19 protein-coding genes and 1 tRNA gene are annotated in these 18,294 nt (G+C 54.2%); 12 read left to right on the top strand and 8 right to left on the bottom strand.

Annotation, left to right across the window (positions count from 1 at the left end; all coding sequences use genetic code 11):
* Positions 1-7 precede the first annotated feature (7 nt).
* Positions 8-562 (bottom strand): isopentenyl-diphosphate Delta-isomerase, encoded by a 555-nt coding sequence (gene idi, locus BHE81_RS14820; RefSeq protein ID WP_002916298.1) that lies wholly within the window; start codon positions 560-562, stop codon positions 8-10.
* 316 nt (positions 563-878) lie between these two features.
* On the opposite strand from idi, the gene actS reads away from it, so the two are divergent.
* The 7 genes from actS to BHE81_RS14780 all read left to right on the top strand — a co-directional run bounded on the left by actS (position 879) and on the right by BHE81_RS14780 (position 7,869).
* Positions 879-1,592, top strand: a complete 714-nt coding sequence (actS, locus tag BHE81_RS14815; protein ID WP_004157874.1) for an amidase activator ActS — start codon at positions 879-881, stop codon at positions 1,590-1,592.
* Between the two features lie 80 nt (positions 1,593-1,672).
* A tRNA-Gly gene (locus BHE81_RS14810) sits at positions 1,673-1,746 on the top strand.
* A 154-nt stretch (positions 1,747-1,900) separates the two neighbouring features.
* Positions 1,901-3,508, top strand: a complete 1,608-nt coding sequence (locus tag BHE81_RS14805; protein ID WP_110246460.1) for a site-specific integrase — start codon at positions 1,901-1,903, stop codon at positions 3,506-3,508.
* Positions 3,509-4,141 (top strand): DUF4145 domain-containing protein, encoded by a 633-nt coding sequence (locus BHE81_RS14800; RefSeq protein WP_110246459.1) that lies wholly within the window; start codon positions 3,509-3,511, stop codon positions 4,139-4,141.
* A 1,059-nt stretch (positions 4,142-5,200) separates the two neighbouring features.
* A complete protein-coding gene (locus tag BHE81_RS14795) occupies positions 5,201-5,893 on the top strand; it encodes a Rha family transcriptional regulator (protein WP_012540600.1) in 693 nt (230 codons plus the stop codon).
* Between the two features lie 349 nt (positions 5,894-6,242).
* Entirely contained in the window at positions 6,243-6,653 is a 411-nt protein-coding gene (locus BHE81_RS14785; protein ID WP_102007968.1) for a DUF6971 family protein, read from the top strand.
* An 88-nt stretch (positions 6,654-6,741) separates the two neighbouring features.
* Positions 6,742-7,869: a hypothetical protein gene (locus tag BHE81_RS14780; protein ID WP_025861868.1), complete on the top strand. Its 1,128-nt coding sequence runs from the start codon at positions 6,742-6,744 to the stop codon at positions 7,867-7,869.
* Positions 7,870-8,452: 583 nt separating this feature from the next.
* Here the strand turns inward: BHE81_RS14780 and BHE81_RS14775 are convergent.
* Positions 8,453-9,841 carry an MFS transporter gene (locus BHE81_RS14775; protein WP_023301504.1) on the bottom strand — a complete coding sequence of 463 codons (1,389 nt, stop codon included), beginning with the start codon at positions 9,839-9,841 and terminating at the stop codon, positions 8,453-8,455.
* Between the two features lie 129 nt (positions 9,842-9,970).
* On the opposite strand from BHE81_RS14775, the gene BHE81_RS14770 reads away from it, so the two are divergent.
* A complete protein-coding gene (locus BHE81_RS14770; protein WP_023301505.1) occupies positions 9,971-10,900 on the top strand; it encodes a LysR family transcriptional regulator in 930 nt (309 codons plus the stop codon).
* A 363-nt stretch (positions 10,901-11,263) separates the two neighbouring features.
* Here the strand turns inward: BHE81_RS14770 and BHE81_RS14765 are convergent, their stop codons facing one another.
* Genes BHE81_RS14765 through BHE81_RS14750 form a run of 4 tightly spaced genes read right to left on the bottom strand, consistent with a single transcriptional unit; the run spans position 11,264 to position 14,014 of the window.
* Positions 11,264-12,067 carry a carboxymuconolactone decarboxylase family protein gene (locus tag BHE81_RS14765; RefSeq protein WP_004185540.1) on the bottom strand — a complete coding sequence of 268 codons (804 nt, stop codon included), beginning with the start codon at positions 12,065-12,067 and terminating at the stop codon, positions 11,264-11,266.
* 32 nt (positions 12,068-12,099) lie between these two features.
* Positions 12,100-13,119 carry an aldo/keto reductase gene (locus BHE81_RS14760; RefSeq protein WP_023301506.1) on the bottom strand — a complete coding sequence of 340 codons (1,020 nt, stop codon included), beginning with the start codon at positions 13,117-13,119 and terminating at the stop codon, positions 12,100-12,102.
* 20 nt (positions 13,120-13,139) lie between these two features.
* Positions 13,140-13,697, bottom strand: a complete 558-nt coding sequence (locus BHE81_RS14755; protein WP_023285538.1) for an NAD(P)H-dependent oxidoreductase — start codon at positions 13,695-13,697, stop codon at positions 13,140-13,142.
* Positions 13,698-13,705: 8 nt separating this feature from the next.
* Positions 13,706-14,014: a superoxide dismutase gene (locus tag BHE81_RS14750; RefSeq protein ID WP_004151785.1), complete on the bottom strand. Its 309-nt coding sequence runs from the start codon at positions 14,012-14,014 to the stop codon at positions 13,706-13,708.
* 138 nt (positions 14,015-14,152) lie between these two features.
* Here BHE81_RS14750 and BHE81_RS14745 point away from each other — a divergent pair, with 138 nt between their 5' ends.
* Both BHE81_RS14745 and BHE81_RS29035 read left to right on the top strand, forming a co-directional pair.
* Positions 14,153-15,052 carry a LysR family transcriptional regulator gene (locus tag BHE81_RS14745; RefSeq protein WP_004174493.1) on the top strand — a complete coding sequence of 300 codons (900 nt, stop codon included), beginning with the start codon at positions 14,153-14,155 and terminating at the stop codon, positions 15,050-15,052.
* 171 nt (positions 15,053-15,223) lie between these two features.
* On the top strand, positions 15,224-15,499 hold the full coding sequence (locus tag BHE81_RS29035) for a hypothetical protein (RefSeq protein ID WP_004174494.1): 276 nt from the start codon (positions 15,224-15,226) through the stop codon (positions 15,497-15,499).
* A gap of 3 nt (positions 15,500-15,502) precedes the next feature.
* On the opposite strand, the gene BHE81_RS14735 is transcribed toward BHE81_RS29035, so the two are convergent.
* Positions 15,503-16,075 carry a DUF1349 domain-containing protein gene (locus tag BHE81_RS14735; protein WP_002916283.1) on the bottom strand — a complete coding sequence of 191 codons (573 nt, stop codon included), beginning with the start codon at positions 16,073-16,075 and terminating at the stop codon, positions 15,503-15,505.
* A gap of 30 nt (positions 16,076-16,105) precedes the next feature.
* Positions 16,106-16,399 (bottom strand): YciI family protein, encoded by a 294-nt coding sequence (locus BHE81_RS14730; RefSeq protein ID WP_002916282.1) that lies wholly within the window; start codon positions 16,397-16,399, stop codon positions 16,106-16,108.
* Positions 16,400-16,617: 218 nt separating this feature from the next.
* On the opposite strand from BHE81_RS14730, the gene BHE81_RS14725 reads away from it, so the two are divergent.
* Positions 16,618-16,947, top strand: a complete 330-nt coding sequence (locus tag BHE81_RS14725) for a metalloregulator ArsR/SmtB family transcription factor (RefSeq protein ID WP_002916281.1) — start codon at positions 16,618-16,620, stop codon at positions 16,945-16,947.
* 51 nt (positions 16,948-16,998) lie between these two features.
* Positions 16,999-18,291 carry an arsenic transporter gene (locus tag BHE81_RS14720; protein WP_023301507.1) on the top strand — a complete coding sequence of 431 codons (1,293 nt, stop codon included), beginning with the start codon at positions 16,999-17,001 and terminating at the stop codon, positions 18,289-18,291.
* Positions 18,292-18,294: the final 3 nt, after the last annotated feature.

Raw genomic sequence — 18,294 nt, 5'->3', positions numbered from 1 at the left:
AGTTAGCTTACCCGCGCAGACGCGCAACAAAGTCGGTCAGCGCCTGGCGGGCGTCCCGATTTTCCGCTTCCAGCACCATCCACGGGCTGAACGCCCACGGCGTGGCGGCCAGCGCGCTTAACATGGTTGCCAGGTCAACCCACTGATAGTCCATGACTTCATCGTCGTTAGGCTGCACTTCGCTTACCACGCGCGCGGCATATACCGGGCACACTTCGTTCTCAACGATACCGTTTGGGGCGACCGCCCGGTAGCGGAAGGCCGGGTGAACCGGCGCGATATCAGAGATCTCCACACCGAGTTCGAAGCGACAGCGGCGCGTGACGGCCTGCTCGAAGGTCTCGCCCTGCTGGGGGTGTCCGCAGACCGAGTTGGTCCATACCCCGGGCCAGGCTTTTTTGCCCAACGAACGGCGAGTGACCAGTAACTGACCCTGCTGGTTAAACAGCCAGCAGGAAAACGCGAGATGTAAAGGGGTATCAAACGTATGGGCGGCATACTTCTCCAGCATACCGGCAGGCTGATCCTGCTCATCCAGCAAAATGACGTGTTCCCCGGCCATGACGACTCCTGAAAATAAAAAATGACCCGGCACAAACCCGCCGGGTCATGTACTCAGGCCACTAGGGTAGCCCATAAATGGGAGAAAGGCATTACCAAAACAAGCCCTGGAGGCAGCTCTGTGAACGGCAACGCGCAATGGAGAGGAGAGGCCGCCGCGCCGCGTGGCGCAAATATGAATTTCTGCCTGCCGCAGACCGCGCGCTAGGGACGGGGGATAATGGTTTCGCCATCAGGGATGACGCCCTGCGCCGCGGACTGGTATGATATTCGCCCTGATTGCGAGGTAAGTGGTTGTGTTAAGTGCAGGATGCCTGATGATGAAACGCTTTTATATGACACTGATGCTGGCGGCAAGCCTGGTGCTGGCCGGCTGCTCCAGCACCTCCGATTCCGGTGGCACCTACACCGTTAAACGCGGCGATACCCTGTACGGCATCTCCCGCACCACCGGCACCAGCGTTCGCGATCTGGCCCGCCTGAATAACATCTCCCCGCCTTACACCATTGAGGTGGGGCAGAAGCTGAAGCTTAACGGCAGCAGTTCAACGAAGACAACGAAGAAAAAATCTTCCTCTACGCGCACCGCGGCGGTCACGCCTTCGTCCGCGGTACCTCAGTCCTCCTGGCCGCCGGTGGGACAGCGCTGCTGGCGCTGGCCGACCAGCGGCAAAGTGGTCCTGCCTTATTCCACCGCCGATGGCGGCAATAAAGGTATTGATATCGCCGGAACCCGCGGCCAGCCGGTGTATGCCGCCGGGGCGGGCAAGGTGGTCTACGTCGGCAATCAGCTGCGCGGCTATGGCAATCTGATCATGATTAAGCACAGCGAGGATTACATCACCGCCTATGCCCACAACGATAAGCTAATGGTGAATAATGGCCAGAGCGTGAAGGCCGGCCAGCAAATTGCCACCATGGGCAGTACGGATGCCGACTCAGTGCGGCTGCATTTCCAGATCCGCTACCGGGCGACAGCCATCGATCCGCTGCGTTACCTGCCGCCGCAGGGAAGTAAACCTAAGTGCTAAAAGGTTATTTTATCGCCAGTCAGCATCCAGCAGGCTTGTCACAGGGTGCGTAAGGGCTATAATGCTTCTCGCACCTCTTCGCGGGCGTAGTTCAATGGTAGAACGAGAGCTTCCCAAGCTCTATACGAGGGTTCGATTCCCTTCGCCCGCTCCATGACCTTTCTTAAAGTATTCCAACTTACTGAATCCTAAGGGATACGGCTTTAAGCCTTCCGATAGTTTTACTCACTGTAACCAACACTGTAACCCTGTAGCGACCAAGCTACGTCCTTATGTTGACACAGTGAGCTGACCTAAGGTCTCAGTACATGCTCAATTCCTGCACCTACCTTTACCAGCGTAACGGCGTCTACTATTTTCGTCTTCGAGTTAGACAATCAAACGATGATAGAATGGCCTCAGTTTCATTACGGACCAAGGATAGACGAACCGCTATGGCTCACTCCCGGCACATTAAGGCAGCACTCAAGGCAATCCATGCGGATAACCCTACAGCCTCCTACGAGGATATGAGGAAACACTTACGGGATATCGCGGAGTGGGAACTTTCAGCGGGACGCTCTGACCTCTTCGAGCCGGACATGAGGGACATCTATCGGGACCAGTACGGTGAACTTGGTGAGAACCTTACCGATGCTCTGGCTAGTGAACCGCTGAGTATTGACCAGCATCGCTACATCAATGAGGCCCTGAAGGTACTCAAGGCTTGCATGAAGCGTATCGAAGCGGGAGACAGTCAGTCACTGATAGATTACGTCGATCGTTTTGATGGTATTGATCGGCAGGATGACCAAGCCTCTGTGTCCCTATCTGTTAGTGCTCCTGAGGTAAAACCAGCAGCGCTAGCTGCACTAGCAGTCACACCAAGCGTCACTGTGGCTAGCCTCTTTGAGCAGTATGAAGCGGAGAACGCTCAGAACTGGAAGCCTGCTACCTTAAGGGAAAACCAATCGTCTCACGCTGCGTTAATCGAAATCTTTGACTATCTGGGTCTTGGTGCTGACGCCAATACGGTAACACGCGCTGACGTGCTTAGAGTCCGTGATGTCCTCCAGCAGTTACCGAAGAACCGTAAGCAGCGCTTCAAGGATGCCCCGTTGGTTGACTTGCTGGGCCGTGAAGAGAAAACAGATTGTCTGGACGTAGTCACCATCAACAATAAATATCTCATTAAGATGGCGGCTGTCTTTAAGTGGGCTGTGCGTAATGACCTGATTAAAAAGAATATGACTGAGGGGCTGGAACTCAAGGTTCCCCAGCGTAAAGCCTCAGAGGCCCGTAACGCTTTCTCTACGGAGCAGGTAGGGCAACTGCTGGTTGCCGCTAAGGCATACTCTCAGAAGACCTCTGGCAAGCCTTACCACTATTACGTTACGGTGCTGGCGGCTATCACTGGTGCGCGACTCAATGAAGTAGCTCAACTTCAGGTAAAAGACGTTAGGGTCACTGAGGCCGGGACCGTTTATATTCATATCAATGAGGATGACAGCAGCCTGCCCGGTAAGAGCATCAAGAACGCCCACAGTGATCGCTGTGTCCCTCTGGTTGATGGTGCCTACGGTTTTGTATTGGCTGACTTTATGGACCTGTTAGAAGCCCGTAGGAACGCGGGGGGTGAAGATGCTATGGTATTCGATGGCCTGCGTCTCATGAAGAACGGTTACGGTGAGCAGGTGAGCAAGTGGTTTAACAGAACGCTGTTACCTAAAGTTCTGGCTGACCGTGACGGCTTGGCGTTCCACTCGTTTAGACATACGGTCGCTACTCAGTTAAAACAGCATGGCGTCGAGTTGGCTTACGCTCAGGCTATTATGGGGCATAGCTCAGGGTCTATTACTTATGACCGCTACGCTAAAGAAGTTGAGGTAGACCGATTGGTTAACGTTCTGGCTGATGTTTATAAGGAGGTAAAGTAAATGGCGGTTCCATACGAACCAGCGGAGTTTGATAAAGAGGCTTTTAACTGTCCGTATTGTCAGGCTTATGCTAAGCAAACATGGGGGCGATTATATCCGTACTATGAAGACAAGGGTTTCCCTATGCATGTATCACAATGTGAGCGCTGTGGGGAATATTCATATTGGTTCGAAAAGTCCCTTCTGATTCCTGCTTCTGCGAATGTTGAAATGCCAAATCCAGACATGCCGGAAGACTGTAAGTCCGACTACATGGAAGCCAGAAGCATCGTTAACCTGTCTCCTAAAGGGGCCGCAGCACTCCTCCGCCTGTGTCTCCAGAAGTTAATGGTTCACTTGGGTGAGCCGGGAGAGAATATAAACAAAGACATCAAGTCTCTCGTTGAGAAAGGTCTTCCTCCCCGTATCCAACAAGCTGCTGACATTTGCCGTATCGTTGGTAATCAGGCCGTGCATCCCGGAGAGATTAGCCTTGATGATGACCCTCAGTTAACTCATGGTCTCTTCAAGTTATTGAATATCATTGTTGATGACCGCATCACCAGACCTAAAGAAATCGAAGCGATGTTCCAGAGTATGCCTGAAGGTCCACGTCAAGGCATCGAAAAGCGGGACGGCAAGGCTAGCGGATAGTCCTTCGGAATTAGGGCACACTATAGGGGGGGGAAGTCTAATACGACTCACTATAGGGAGATACGCCAAATCGCCTTGATAATTGACTATATGTCAAGCATTTTGAATTAGGGCACACTATAGGGAGACAGTGAGAAATTAATTTTATGATGACACTCACTGTCCCTATGTACACTTCACGCTGGAAATCAGCATTCCTTTAACCGTAACTCATCGCATCCTTTCAGGGGCGGGATGACCACATACAGACGAACACAGCGGCGACATTATGTCACTGCTTCCCGGTTCTTCTAGGTCAGTCGATGAGTGAATAGCAAATAGTCTTTATATTAATAATAGACACGAACCTACAGGGGCTAACTTAAAGTTTACTTAAAGACCCTTAAGATACTTAGAGTTTAAATAATTGATTAATTAAAAGATTACTCTAAGAACTTAAAGAATAACCTTAAGTGAACTTGAAGAGGTGATGATATCAATCATAATCAATCACCATACTCACAGGTCTCCTCACAGGTCATCCCTTGGGTCTCCTCACAGGTCATCCCTTGGGTCTCCTCACAGGTCATCCCTTGGGTCATCCCTTGGGTAATTAGGTAGCACTATAGGGAGACAGTGAGAATACCGCTTCGCTATCGACAGATGGTACACTTTCTGTACAACCACCAGTAACACCCGAAGCCCACTCTGGGCATGACTCCTTGCCGATACGCTGATGTACCTCATTGTGAAATCTTTAGGTAGTAATCAACATCGTGTGTATCAGCTTTGGGTCATGAACCCAGAGACGCTTCTGGTGCGGATTCACCGCTACTCGCACCACCACCAGCAGTGCTAGCTGCGCCAGCCATTGAACATTATACAGGGTCTCCGGTCACACATGACGTGCCGCCCCTGAGTTCATCCGATTGGTCCTCACCTATCCATGGTCATCGCAGACCGTTATTAAAACCAGTCTTTATGTAACGCCTTTATGCTACCGACAGTTTCCTTTACGTGGGGTCTGGTTGGCTGGCGGTAGGTGCGAACATAGAGGCGTCACATAAGGAGTACACGTAAATGAACATTATCAATCTTGACCAGCTTATCTCGATGACCTCAAAAGAAATCGCGGAGTTGACGGGTAAGCGACACGACAACGTAATTCGCGATGTTCGTAAGATGCTTGATGAAATATATCCGGACGGGGGTCTCCTCAGTTTTGAGGACACCTACGTTAATACCCAGAATGGCGAAACATATAGCATGTACCGACTCGACCGGAAGCATACCTTTATTCTGGTCGCTGGGTATTCCGTCCAACTCCGCGCTAAATGCTACGACCACATTCAGATGCTTGAACAAAAAGTCCTCCGATTGGAAGACCAGCAGAAACGCGCAGCCGTACAGTCGGCTAACCGCCGTGGTGTAACATGGGGCGATTACTGCAAGACGCATGGTCTACCTGCTCAGAAGTTGATGAACATCCTCAAGCGGGAACGAAAGCTCTTTCAGGTCCACCCCGTCAGTGGTGAATGGTCAGTCAATCCAAAATATGCGGAATACTTCCGGGTCATCAAGCCAACTGACCAGCGATTCAACCCGAGCGGCATTAACATTCGGTTCAACGCCAAGGGACTGGAATTCTTTGGTCAACCTGAGCATGTCCTAAAGATGCGCGGAAAGGTTATCGAAATTCACGGTACAGACGCCGAGAAGCAGAAGCACCTACAGGATGTCGCTAGTACAGCTCCTCAAAATGAGGGTCTGTAATCATGAAGACCCTACCGCCAGACCTACCGCCTACTTACAGTGTAGACGTGAAGATTGACCCACGGACACCTGAAGGCCGTAAAGCTATGCGCCTACTGGATGTGCCTACAGCCATACTCGTAGCCGCGCTGGGTCTCCCACCGAAGCACACCCGGCCCGATATGTATTACTCGAAAGGTGCGCTGTGTCTCATGGCGACCGCCGAAGGGTTGACCCCGATGGACTTCAAGTAAGCCACCACACCACCGCAAACAACACTCTTTTGAACTGACCGATGCGGGGAGACCGTAGGGCTAGCCGTGCCTGCGAGACCGATAAGTTCAACCATTTCAAAGGAGAATCAAATTATATGGCTATTTCATACCGTAAACTCGACATCAACCTGAGCGCCGACAAGGAGACCGTGCTGGTCTTCGGGCAAGAGATGTCCACCAAGTATTTCACCGAGATTGTAGTGACCTCAATGCTGAACGGTCTGCCTGCCCTGAGCACAGGCGCACACGCCATCCTGACAGCTCTACACGCTGCTGGTCTTAACGCTAATGACTACGGGGCGTATTCCCGAGCGTGGGCTGAGAGCAACGCAGAGGCACGCCGAGAGGCCGAGCGTCAGCGCATTGAAAACGAGAAAGACCGTCAGCGCATCGCCGCTATGTTTGCAACCCCTGAAGAAATCGCTAAAGAGGCCGCAGAGCGTAAAGAACGTAAGGCAGACCTTGAGCGTCGCTTCAGCCGTAAAGGCGCTGCATTCGGTCTGTAAGTTCAACGGACTAATGGCACTGTGGGTCAGAACTCATGGTGCCATACCAATATCAATCTCATTCAAATTAAATACAAGGAGGCATCCCATGCCAGAAGTAAAACGTATCGACTCGAACAATTCAAAGATTAAACACACCGACGAACTCCGCGCTCACCTGCTGGATAAAGAAGGCAACAAGATTCCGCATAGCGTCTTTGGTACTGATACGACGCGCACCGAGATTATCTCTCAGGCTGACGGTACAGGCGAGATCATGAATGTTGGCTTCACTGACCGCTCAGGCCGCCCGCAGGCATTCGGTAATGACGTGACTGATTATGTACAGGCCCTTGAGTCTGCACTTGATGAGACGCTTAACGATGGTGATTTTATCGATGGGTTGAATACCGAAGTATTCCCTTGTGAGCAGCGCCCATTTGCCACTCTACCGACTCCGATTAACCGTGAGACTCTGACCGATCGCACCGTCCGCTTCCTGTCCAACGGCGTGTATAACCCAGCGAAGAACGCCCCGACCACTAAGGTGAAAGGCGGTCAGACCCTGATGGTTGGCCCTGTGATTGCCGACAAGGACGCCAAAGAAACAGGTGTCCTGTGTTCAGCTATTACCCACGTGTCCGACTTTGCAATGATGGGCGGCTGGACTGGCGCTGGTCTGATGGCTACGGCTACCGATATGGTTGACCAGTATCTACGTAATATGACCTCTAAAGTTGTCGATGTGCTGCTGGATGCTCCAGACCTTCAGTCAACCAAAGTGGGCGCATTGTCTGGCAAAGCGTCAGCACAAGCCGATGACATTCTGGATGCTGTAGCGGTGAACCTGCCTTTCTACCTTGGCTCCTCACTGACCGATTACACTCTACTGGTCCCAGAGAAGTACGAAGCTATCCTCAATCGTGCAGCCCAGAAAGCGGGTATGACCGAGATTAGCGAACTGGTAGGCACTGCCGTTGCGCCTTACAGTGGTGATGACCGTGGCGTTATCATTCTGCCGAAGAAGTACGCTATGTTATCTTTCCGTTCAACCCGCAGCGGCGACCTCGTTAACGTGTTGGTTACTCGTGACGCTAACCGTGCAGGCTATGACGTCGAACTGGTAGGCGCACTAGATGTCATGGCAACGGGCACCGTTAAGGTTAAGGCTGGAGCGTTCGACACTGAGGCGGCTGCTAGTTATCCGCTGGTCCACGTCCTGAAGTTTGAAGACTAACCGTTAAGATTCCCCCGGAGGTAAAACTCTGGGGTTTATTTTGTACTAGCAAAACAGTACACGAGTACACCTGTCAGTACACATCACAACTCAAGGAGGCGCTATGTCAAACCTGATGATGCTCTATCTGGTCCTCCTTCTGGTGTATTACGTAGTGAAGGAGCTTTAAGAAATTACCACAAAAATTTGAGGGGATATGTAATAGTTCCCTTGTGGGCAGCTCCCCCCGTAGCTATCGAGATAGCACAGCGTATACCTCAGGTTCTATTCCCGCCATGGGAATCTAACTGTGGGTATTGACCAGAGATCACTCAGTGTGTAACCATAAGTGTAACCAGACGGATTCACCTGTCTTTAAGAATCAAATGGTTAGTTGGTGATTGTCTTCGATACTTCGATTCCCTTCGCCCGCTCCAAATTCAAGTCTCCTGAAGTCTACCTAACTCAATTTTCCCTTGATAAATCAGCGGTTATAGCATTCTGTTAGTCTATTGAACTCCGACGGAGGACTCCACTTTGGTTGCGGGATCGGCGTTTTGCGCTGCTGGCGCTGGAGTCGTAGCGTTTAGTGATATTTTCGCGCTTATCCTGTTTCCGCAGGATGAGTGATTTTACGCAACCGGCTCGCGCTGACGACGACCGATACCGCAGAGGCCGCGGCGGCGCTCCACAGCGCAACATGAATTGACCTTTCATCTGCTGCCAGCAGAACGGCTACGGCGGCGGCTCCCAGGCACTGCCCGAAAGTGCGCATAATGGATAAAACACCGGACGCATAACTCGCGTGCTCACGATTAACGTTTGAGAGCATTTCCCGGTTATTGGGACTCTGAAAGCAGCCAAACCCTATTCCGCATACCAGACTTCGCAGGCAGATATCCCACATTGAAGGTCTGGCGGGTAACGTCGCCAGCAGGATCAAACCGCCGACAAATATCACCAGCCCCAGGGTGGATATCGCCGGGGCTGATATCGTGTCCGCCCAACGGCCTGCATGCGGCGCAATCAGCACGATCCCTAATGGCCACGGCGTAAACAGCAGGGCAGACACTACCGGACTGTAGCCGTATTCGCTCTGAAACAGGAAGGGTAGCGCAATAAAGGTGATCCCCTGGCTGACGAAAGCAACCATCGACGTGAAGGCCGCGAGGGTAAAACGTTCATTTTTAAACATGCTCGGCGGCAGTAAGGGATGACCCGTGCGGCGGATTTGCCAGATAAAAGCCATGCCGCTCAGCGCAGCGAGAGCCATCCAGCAAAGGCTGCCGAATTGAGAAGTAGCGTTCTGTAGGCTGTTCGCCGCCATGATCGTCGAACCCAACAGCAGCGCCGACAATATGGCGCCCACGGTGTCGAAGGGCGCCTGCATACGGATCGCATCCCGCGGCAGCGCTCTGACCGCCAGCAGTAAGGCGAGGGTGCCGGGAAGAACGTTTATCGCAAACAGCCATTGCCAGCTAAGGGTGTGAAGGATCGTACCGCCCAATACCGGGCCGATAGCGGAGCTCGAGGCAATGAGCAGGGCATGGAACCCCAGAATGCGGCCAAGTAAGCGTCCGGGAAATACGGACCTGAGTATTGCGGGGGCAATACTCAGCGTCGCCGCGCCGCCGATCCCCTGAAGCACGCGCATACCGATAAGCACTTCGGGCTTATTCGCCAGCGCACAACCCAGTGATGTCAGGGTAAAGGTCGTCAGGCCCGCCAGAAATACGGGGCGATAACCCAGACGGGCCGCAAGCGCCGCGAATATCGCCAGCGTCATCGCAGCTGCCAGCAGATACCCGTTGGCGAACCAGACGGCAATACTGGCAGGTACCTGCATCTCCTGAGCCATGGAGGGCAGGGCAATGTTGATCATGGTGCCATCAAACACGCCCATTAAGGTGGTGGTCATTATTGCGGCCATCACCCGTGCGCGCGCCGGGCCAGGCAGTCCTTCGTCGCCGGGTTGACTGGAAAAGAGCGTCATCATTTGTCCTCTGAGAAGAGTGTATGGATGACAAAACTATAAAGATGGCTTTTACCAGGCGGAAGGCGCACTATTTTCACTTTATTGTTGCATCAAACGCCTTATCTTAATGTGCTGGGAGGAAGGGTAATGTCTGATCCCGATTTTAATTTGCTGGTAGCTCTCGACGTATTGCTGAGTGAAGCGAGTGTCGCAGGTGCGGCTCGTCGTCTGAACCTCAGCACTTCGGCCATGAGCCGGACATTAAGCAGGTTACGCGATGTCACAGGAGACCCGATCCTGGTACGCGCCGGGCGTAACATGGTACTGACCCCGTGGGCCGAAGCGACCCGGGATCGCGCCAGGCGTGCAGTGCACGATGCCAGGGCGGTATTACAGCCCTCAACTGAAACGTTCAGCGCGCAAAATCTGGCGCGTCTTTTTACCATCAGGGCAAACGATGGTTTTGTGGTGGCGTTTGGGCCTGCGCTTATAGCAGCGGTTGCCGACGCCGCGCCGGACGTCTGTATACGCTTCGCGCCTAAGCCGGAACAAACGTCGCGCTATCTTCGGGAAGGGCTGGTTGATCTGGAGATTGGCGTTCAGAGTAATATGGGGCCAGAAATACGGCTGCAACGACTGTTTGAGGATCGGTTTGTTGGCGTCGTCCGTAAAGGGCACCCGCTGGCTAAGCAGGCTGAAATAGGCGTGAGTGATTATGTCGCCTGGGGCCATGTGGTAGCGTCACCCGAGGGCGCGTTGCACGGATCCGTTGACGATGCGCTGGCCGAACTGGGGACAAAACGTAAAATTGCAAGCGTCGTACCGGGATTTCCGACAGCACTTTCCGTGGCGCTGGAATCGGATCTTATCGCCATGATACCCGCACTCTATTTACTCAATCAGCAGGTAACGGACCAGGTACACCTTTTCGAGCTGCCGTTCAAAAGCCGTCGTATTACGGTATCGCAGATGTGGCACCCAAGAATGGAACGCGACCCCGGTCACCGCTGGCTGAGAGAGCAAATTCTTGCGATATGCGGTGTGGGGAGGTCAGTCATGACTAAGGAGCCTGTATAGCGATTGCTATAACATCAATTTATATTAAATGAATAATTCAATTCATTGATATTTAATATAAAATACATCAATCGAAGTAGCGGTGTAGTAGCTAAATTGAGATGTCCATCTCTGGACCAAATAGACATGTCCGCGCTATCGTCTCGCCACAGCGATCGCTGCTTTCAAAGGATGAGACTCATGACGGCATACGGAACGGCAATTTTCTCAATGAGCGATGTGAACAGACTCACGATCGAAGTCTCCATACTTCGATAGACCGTTTATGTTCTTTCCGCGAGACCTAATCGAAAGCCCTCGTGGTACCTTTAAATTAACAATTAACGATAAATAAAGGACAGCTTCCCTGTCCTTTATTCTTTTTTATTCAGCTTTGCTCTCGCGCGCTCGCAATACCTCACCGACCACCGGGGCGGCGGTAAACGCATTTGGCCATCCCGCGTAGAACGCCGCCTGGGCGACTACTTCTCCGGCCTCTTCAGCCGAAAGCCCATTATCCATAGCTCTGTTTAGGTGGTAGCCAATCTGCGCGCTCTGTCCGGCGGCGATTAACGCGCTGACCGTCACCAGACTTCTGTCGCGGGGCGTAAGCGCGGGCCGTTGCCAGAGGTCGAGAAACAGCGGGTCGGCGGTAAATTTAACCAGGCCAGGCGAAATGGGGCCGACATTTTTTTCCACGGTGTCTGCACGCTGTTTCTCTACCTGTTCATTGAGTGGCAGCAGCGTTGGCGAGGCGGCGGGCAGGGCCTCTGCCGTCACGCCCCTGGCTTCAAAGATGGTTTTAGCGACGCTGACGGCTGACATCGCATTGGGCCAGCCAGCGTAGAAGGCGAGGTGAGTAATGATCTCTGACACTTCCGCTGGCGTCACGCCGCTATCGAGCGCAACGGCAATATAGTGCTTCAGCTCGCCTGGCTGGTTGCGGGCAATCAGCATCGCTACGGTCACGATGCTACGGTCGCGGGCGGACAGGGCGTCACGTTGCCAGAGGTCGTTGCTGATGGCCTCGCGGCCGAAGCGCGCCAGCGCCGGGGAGACCGCTTGAATATCAGCGTCCGCAAGGGTGGAAGGGGTAATTTTCATCATAGCTTCATCTCTTTGTTCGTGGGCATAAGTAAAATCAGACAGCACAAGCGACAAGGCTGCCGCGGCAATCACGTTTTTCATGTTTTATTCTCCCTGCTGAACAGGACAGAGGGTTACCGCGTCCACACCTGATGATGGTCTTTGGCTTGCGGCGTGTTTTGCGCCATCACGCCTGTGAGAACGTGCGGCTGGTAGGCTTCTTCCAGATAACGGATGTCTTCCGGGCTCAGTTGAAGGGCTACAGCGTTGACCGCGCCGTCAACATGATGCTTTTGCGTGGCGCCGATCACCGGGGCGGTGACTTTAGTCAGCAGCCAGGCCAGCGAAATTTCGGTCATGGAGACCTGATGCCGTTCGGCAAGTTCGGCGACGCGGGCAATAATGATCCGGTCCTGCTCTGCCGTGCCGTCGTATTTGCCCCGGGCATAATCATCTTCCACCGCTCGCCGCGTGTGGCCTTCTAAGCGGGAGAGACGGCCGCTGGCCAGCGCGCTATAGGGAGTCATGGCGATACCCTCTTCCGCGCACAGCCCGAACAGCTCTCGTTCATCTTCACGCATAATCAGGTTGTAGTGGCTCTGCACAGAAACAAAGGATGTCAGCCCTTCGCGTTCGGCAAGAGCGTTCGCCTTCGCCAGCTGCCAGGCATAGCAATTGGAAATGCCAATCGCGCGCACCTTGCCGGCGGTCACTGCGGTGTGCAGCGCCTCCAGCACGTCGATAACCGGGGTGTTGTAATCCCAGATGTGGTAGATGTAGAGGTCGATGTAGTCCATCCCGAGGTTTCGCAGACTCTGGTCAAGCGAGCGGGCTATCGCCTGTTTTCCGCTGATCCCCTCGGCAATCTGGGCAGCGGTTCGTGGCAGAAACTTGGTGGCCAGCACCACCTCCTCGCGTTTTGCCATCTCCCGCAGCGCCCGGCCAACGTACCGTTCGCTGGAGCCGTTCTGATAGGCGATGGCGGTATCGTAAAAATTGATGCCCTGTTCCAGAGCGTGGCGGATGATGTCCCGGCTGGCTGTTTCGTCCAGCGTCCAGCGATGCTGATCCGTTGACGGATCGCCAAACCCCATACATCCCATGCAGATACGGGAGACCAGTAAGTCACTCTTCCCGAGCCGGGTATACTGCATCGTTATTTTCTCCCTTTGGGTTATTCCACCAGAGTATTAAGCCGCGCGATCAGTCTGGCCGCGTGTTCCCGGGCAAGCGTTTTTTGCTGAGCGATTTTGTCGGCATCCCGGTCGGCGTAGCTAATACCGCAGGTATAAACCGGCGCCAGCAGCTCAAGATTGCACAGCCTGGCCGTGGTCTCGAAGGGAAGGAGATACTCCTCAACGGCATGGCCAAAGAAACCGTCAGCGGTATAGAGCCCCTGTGGCGCTCCCGTGGTGAAGGAGAGGATCAACTTTTTACCACCCAGTTTCGCCGTTGAGCCATGGGCGAAGCCGTGGACAAATACCTCGTCCAGCCACTGTTTCATTAACCCGGGCAGCCCATACCAGCTAAAGGGAAACTGCCAGACAATCACATCCGCCTGCAGCAGGCTTTCCTGCTCAGCGGCGATGTTGAATTTGCCGTCCGGATAGAGCCAGTCCAGACGACGGATTTCCGCATCAGGCAGGGCGGTCGCCAGCTCATCGAGGATGGTGGCGTTGGCGATGGAATGGTTAAGATCCGGATGCCCGGAAACGACAAGAATATGAGCCATTCCCAACGTTACTCCTGATGTTTAAATTCAGCAGAGAAGAGATTTTCCCAGCTAATAAACGAGCCGAGTGGAATACACTCGAAGGTTAATAGACCCGCTTTTGCCAGCGGAAATTCGGCCATGACATTATTCGCCTCTTCCACGGTGTCGCACTCGAGGAAAATAGCGACGCCGGGTCGATCCTGACGGAAATAGATGTCGCGAATAAAGCCTGACTTGTACAGTCCCCAGGCGTGCAGGGCTTCTGCGGTAAGGTGCGGCGCATAGTGTTCCAGCGTCGCGCCGGGGGCAGGGATATCCAGACATAAAATTCGCATAGTTGTCTCCGGAAAGTCGTTATCAGCGGGAAGAGACAAAAGTATACGAGCCGCAGGGGGGGAAGATTAGGCGGTCATTGACTTAAGAATATTTAGCCTGTACTTAATAATCAGGCGAGGGTGTCTTAAGGAGATGCTATGAATAACGCGCTTTATAATCAGATACGCATCTTTCAGAGCATTGCGCGCGAGGGCAATATCTCGGCCGCCGCGCGCAAGCTCGAAATCACGCCGCCGTCGGTCAGCAATGCGCTCAGGCTGCTGGAGGAGCATATTGGCCACCCCCTTTTTGTGCGCACTACCCGGCGTATCGAGCTGACGGAAACCGGGCAACAGCTGCTGGAGCAGACCGCCGCGGCGGTGGAGACACTGGAAAAGTCGCTGGAAATCATCCGCGACCAGAATCAGGAGCCCTCCGGGGCAGTGAGAATAACCCTCTCGCGCTTTGCCTACCTGCTTATTCTCAAACCGGCGATGGCGGCATTTTGTCAGCAATATCCGGGGATCCAGCTGGAAATATCGGTCTATGACGGTACCGTCAATATTATTGAAGAACGTTTCGACCTTGGGATCCGCTTTGGCGATATTCTCGAAGGCGGCGTGGTCGCCCGCCCGTTAATGAAGCCGTTTCGTGAAGGGCTATACGCCTCCTCTGCCTATCTTGCCGAATATGGCGTGCCCGCGATGCCTGCCGATCTCCATCATCACCGGCTGATTGGCTATCGCTTTATTACCAACAACCGCATCCTGCCGCTGATCCTCAATGACCACGGCGAGCAGCTCACCGTCGAGATGCCCGGACAGTTAATCAGCAATGATATTGACGTCATGGCCGACGGTATTCGCCACGGACTGGGGATTGGCCGTTTATTTGAACCTATCCTGCAATTACAGCCCGATCGTGAGCAGTTTATTCCCGTGATGGAGGACTACTGGAAAACCTATCCGCCGGTTTATCTCTATTACCCAAAAAACGCAGGCAGAACGAAAAGGGTGAAAGCCCTGATTGATTTCCTGATAATGCATGCCGCGGAATAAAGGCTATTTTGCGTGCGAAATATCTGAAGGCACAGATCCTGTCTTTCCCTCAGTCTTAACCCTATACTCCTTGCGGATAAAGCGGTTTTTATCGCGATGATTTTTGCCGCTCAACGGCTTAACCCATCACCAACGTCATAGGCTGGGAATATCAATAAGGGAGAGGTATCAATGGGCAGACGCTTCATAGTCTGTATATTCGCGCTGGTGGCGTTTTCGGCCAGTGCTGCGCATGGTGTTCACGGTGGCCATAACGGGCAGTCGGTGAGCGCTGGCGCCGACGGCGGCAACGGTTCGAACGGCGGCGATATCGATAATTCCTCGGGTCGGGCAGGGTGCCCTGGCGGCACCGATCCCGATAAGCACGGTCATTTTTATCTCCCTGGCACCAGCGAACCCTGCAATCCTGGGCCCCAGGATGCAGAGAAAGTCGGGTCTTCCCGCTAGCGTTCAGCTCAGATCGTGCAGCGCTTTGTCCAGCGGCGGGGAAAGCTGAATATCCTGAAACGCAACCGCCAGTCCGCCACGCTCCGGTGAGCAGCACATGACGCCCGCTTTCACCGGGCCTGGCGGAAAGTAGCCGAGCCGCAGCAGCGGCCAGCGCTCGCCGTCGGTTGAATACTGCAGCCTTAACGCGTCGCCCTTGCGGGTCAGCCGCAGCCAGAAGGTGCGCGGGTCGCCGGGGAAAAGCCCGGTGGCCCAGTCGGAGTGGGTTAGCGTCAGTACGCTGCCGATGGCCGGGGCATCGTCATTAAACTCAATTCCCGCCTTCAGCCAGGTCTGCTCGTCGGCCATCATCATCAGCCCGGCCTGGTCGTAAAGCGTGGTGAAATCCGCACAGATTTTTGCCTGCAGGGTAAAATCGCCCGCCACTTCTGCGGCATAGAGATGGCCAGAGAAGCGCTCGAAGCCATACCAGGTATGGCGCCAGAAGTCGGTATGCTTATTAGTGACCACCGTCAGGCCGTCGGAATCGCGGCGCCACTCGGCAGGTTCATTGATCCAGTGAAAGTACGGCTGCATTTTTCCTCCGGGATATGCTTTCAGACAGGGTTATAACAGCGACTGCAGCGCGGGTGACGCCATGCTGGCCTCAAAGGGAATAATCTCTGTACGGGCGAGACCCAGCTGCTGGAAGGGATCCTGGCTCAGACGCGCTTGCAGAGTTTCCCGGCTATCGCATTTTGCCAGAATGACGCCGCCGGTGCGGGGAATACGGCGGCCGGAGGCGAGAAAGAGGCCGTCGGCATAGCCTTTTTTGAGCCATTCGATGTGGGCGGGGATCGCACGGTCAACCTCTTCGAGCGGTTTTATATACGTTAAAACAACCACATAAATCGTACTCATCCTGAAAGCCCTGGCAATCCAATGGGATCTCCAGCCTGACATATTTCGATGATGGATAAAAGAAAACGCGGCATTTTTCCGTGCTATTTAGCAGGGATGGCGGGGCGCAACATCCCGGATGCTCATCGCAGACGTGAATTAATATATATGTTTTTTCGCATGTATATTGATCTTTCTTTGTGGCCCCGTATGCTGTCCGTCACGCTTGAGGAGAAATCATGTCTTTATTGCCCCTGCAACTGTTCAAAAACCTCGCCGATGAAACTCGGCTGGGGATCGTATTGCTGCTCAAGGCGCGTGGAGAGCTGTGCGTGTGCGATCTCTGTACGGCGCTCGCCCAGTCCCAGCCCAAGATCTCCCGCCATCTGGCGATGCTCCGTGAGAGCGGATTGCTGCTGGATCGTAAACAGGGTAAGTGGGTCCATTACCGCCTCTCTCCGCAGATGCCGGCCTGGGCGGCGCAGGTGATTGAGCAGGCCTGGCTCAGTCAGCAGGAGGATGTGCGGCTGATGATCAGCAGACTGGCTGGCGGGCCGGGTTGCCGGTAAAAAATTTATCTTAACATATATGATTTTTCGAATGTGATTGGCGGAGGAACGATGTTGCTGGCAGGTACGATTTTTATCCTGACCCTGGTGCTGGTGATCTGGCAGCCGCGGGGGTTAGGGATCGGCTGGAGCGCGGCATTTGGCGCGGCGCTGGCGCTGGCCACCGGTGGCGTACAGGTAGCCGATATCCCGGTGGTATGGCATATCGTCTGGAATGCGACCGCCACCTTTATCGCCGTTATCATTATCAGCCTGCTGCTTGATGAGTCTGGCTTTTTCGAATGGGCCGCGCTGCACGTTTCCCGCTGGGGAAGAGGCCGGGGTCGTCTGCTGTTTACCTGGATTATCCTGCTCGGCGCGGCTGTGGCGGCGCTGTTTGCCAACGATGGGGCGGCGCTGATCCTCACGCCAATCGTGATTGCCATGCTGCGAGCGCTGGGGTTCAGCAAGGGAACGATGCTGGCCTTTGTCATGGCCGCCGGATTTATTGCCGATACCGCCAGCCTGCCGCTGGTGGTGTCGAATCTGGTGAATATCGTTTCGGCAGATTTCTTTGCCATCGGCTTCAGGGAGTACGCTTCGGTGATGGTGCCGGTCGATCTCGCGGCGATCCTCACCACCCTGGCGATGCTGCACCTGTTCTTTCGCAAGGATATCCCGCCGGCCTGGGATATGGCGTTACTGAAAGCGCCGGCCACGGCAATAAAAGATCCAGCGACGTTCCGCACCGGCTGGGGCGTGCTGCTGCTGTTGCTGGCTGGCTTTTTCATCCTTGAACCGCTGGGGATCCCGGTCAGCGCCATCGCGGCGCTCGGTGCCGGGATCCTGTTTGCTGTCGCGAAGCGCGGACGGGTAATTAATACCGGCAAGGTGCTGCGCGGCGCCCCGTGGCAGATAGTGATCTTCTCGCTGGGAATGTATCTGGTGGTGTATGGTCTGCGAAACGCCGGGTTAACGGACTATCTGACCACGGTGCTGAACATGCTGGCGGAGCGCGGGCTCTGGACCGCGACGCTGGGCACTGGTGTTCTGTCGGCCTTCCTCTCTTCGATCATGAATAATATGCCCAGCGTACTGGTCGGCGCCCTGTCGATTGAAGGCAGCGCGGCATCAGCGGCTATCAAAGAGGCTATGATATATGCTAACGTCATCGGTTGCGATCTGGGGCCGAAAATTACGCCAATTGGTAGCCTGGCCACGCTGCTGTGGCTGCATGTGCTGGCGCAGAAGCACATCACCATCGGTTGGGGTTATTATTTTCGCTGCGGCATTATCATGACCCTGCCGGTACTGCTCGTGACGCTGGCCGCGCTGGCGCTGCGTCTCTCCTTCAACCAGCCATGAGAA

The organism is Klebsiella sp. AqSCr (assembly GCF_008452795.1).
GTDB classification, from domain to species: Bacteria; Pseudomonadota; Gammaproteobacteria; order Enterobacterales; family Enterobacteriaceae; genus Klebsiella; species Klebsiella pneumoniae.
This window is presented reverse-complemented; position numbering and strand designations above follow the sequence as displayed.

Coding starts and splice junctions, on each gene's coding strand:
- idi (WP_002916298.1), bottom strand. CDS start 562: ATGGCCGGGGAACACGTCATTTTGCTGGATGAGCAGGATCAGCCTGCC.
- actS (WP_004157874.1), top strand. CDS start 879: ATGATGAAACGCTTTTATATGACACTGATGCTGGCGGCAAGCCTGGTG.
- BHE81_RS14805 (WP_110246460.1), top strand. CDS start 1,901: ATGCTCAATTCCTGCACCTACCTTTACCAGCGTAACGGCGTCTACTAT.
- BHE81_RS14800 (WP_110246459.1), top strand. CDS start 3,509: ATGGCGGTTCCATACGAACCAGCGGAGTTTGATAAAGAGGCTTTTAAC.
- BHE81_RS14795 (WP_012540600.1), top strand. CDS start 5,201: ATGAACATTATCAATCTTGACCAGCTTATCTCGATGACCTCAAAAGAA.
- BHE81_RS14785 (WP_102007968.1), top strand. CDS start 6,243: ATGGCTATTTCATACCGTAAACTCGACATCAACCTGAGCGCCGACAAG.
- BHE81_RS14780 (WP_025861868.1), top strand. CDS start 6,742: ATGCCAGAAGTAAAACGTATCGACTCGAACAATTCAAAGATTAAACAC.
- BHE81_RS14775 (WP_023301504.1), bottom strand. CDS start 9,841: ATGACGCTCTTTTCCAGTCAACCCGGCGACGAAGGACTGCCTGGCCCG.
- BHE81_RS14770 (WP_023301505.1), top strand. CDS start 9,971: ATGTCTGATCCCGATTTTAATTTGCTGGTAGCTCTCGACGTATTGCTG.
- BHE81_RS14765 (WP_004185540.1), bottom strand. CDS start 12,067: ATGAAAAACGTGATTGCCGCGGCAGCCTTGTCGCTTGTGCTGTCTGAT.
- BHE81_RS14760 (WP_023301506.1), bottom strand. CDS start 13,119: ATGCAGTATACCCGGCTCGGGAAGAGTGACTTACTGGTCTCCCGTATC.
- BHE81_RS14755 (WP_023285538.1), bottom strand. CDS start 13,697: ATGGCTCATATTCTTGTCGTTTCCGGGCATCCGGATCTTAACCATTCC.
- BHE81_RS14750 (WP_004151785.1), bottom strand. CDS start 14,014: ATGCGAATTTTATGTCTGGATATCCCTGCCCCCGGCGCGACGCTGGAA.
- BHE81_RS14745 (WP_004174493.1), top strand. CDS start 14,153: ATGAATAACGCGCTTTATAATCAGATACGCATCTTTCAGAGCATTGCG.
- BHE81_RS29035 (WP_004174494.1), top strand. CDS start 15,224: ATGGGCAGACGCTTCATAGTCTGTATATTCGCGCTGGTGGCGTTTTCG.
- BHE81_RS14735 (WP_002916283.1), bottom strand. CDS start 16,075: ATGCAGCCGTACTTTCACTGGATCAATGAACCTGCCGAGTGGCGCCGC.
- BHE81_RS14730 (WP_002916282.1), bottom strand. CDS start 16,399: ATGAGTACGATTTATGTGGTTGTTTTAACGTATATAAAACCGCTCGAA.
- BHE81_RS14725 (WP_002916281.1), top strand. CDS start 16,618: ATGTCTTTATTGCCCCTGCAACTGTTCAAAAACCTCGCCGATGAAACT.
- BHE81_RS14720 (WP_023301507.1), top strand. CDS start 16,999: ATGTTGCTGGCAGGTACGATTTTTATCCTGACCCTGGTGCTGGTGATC.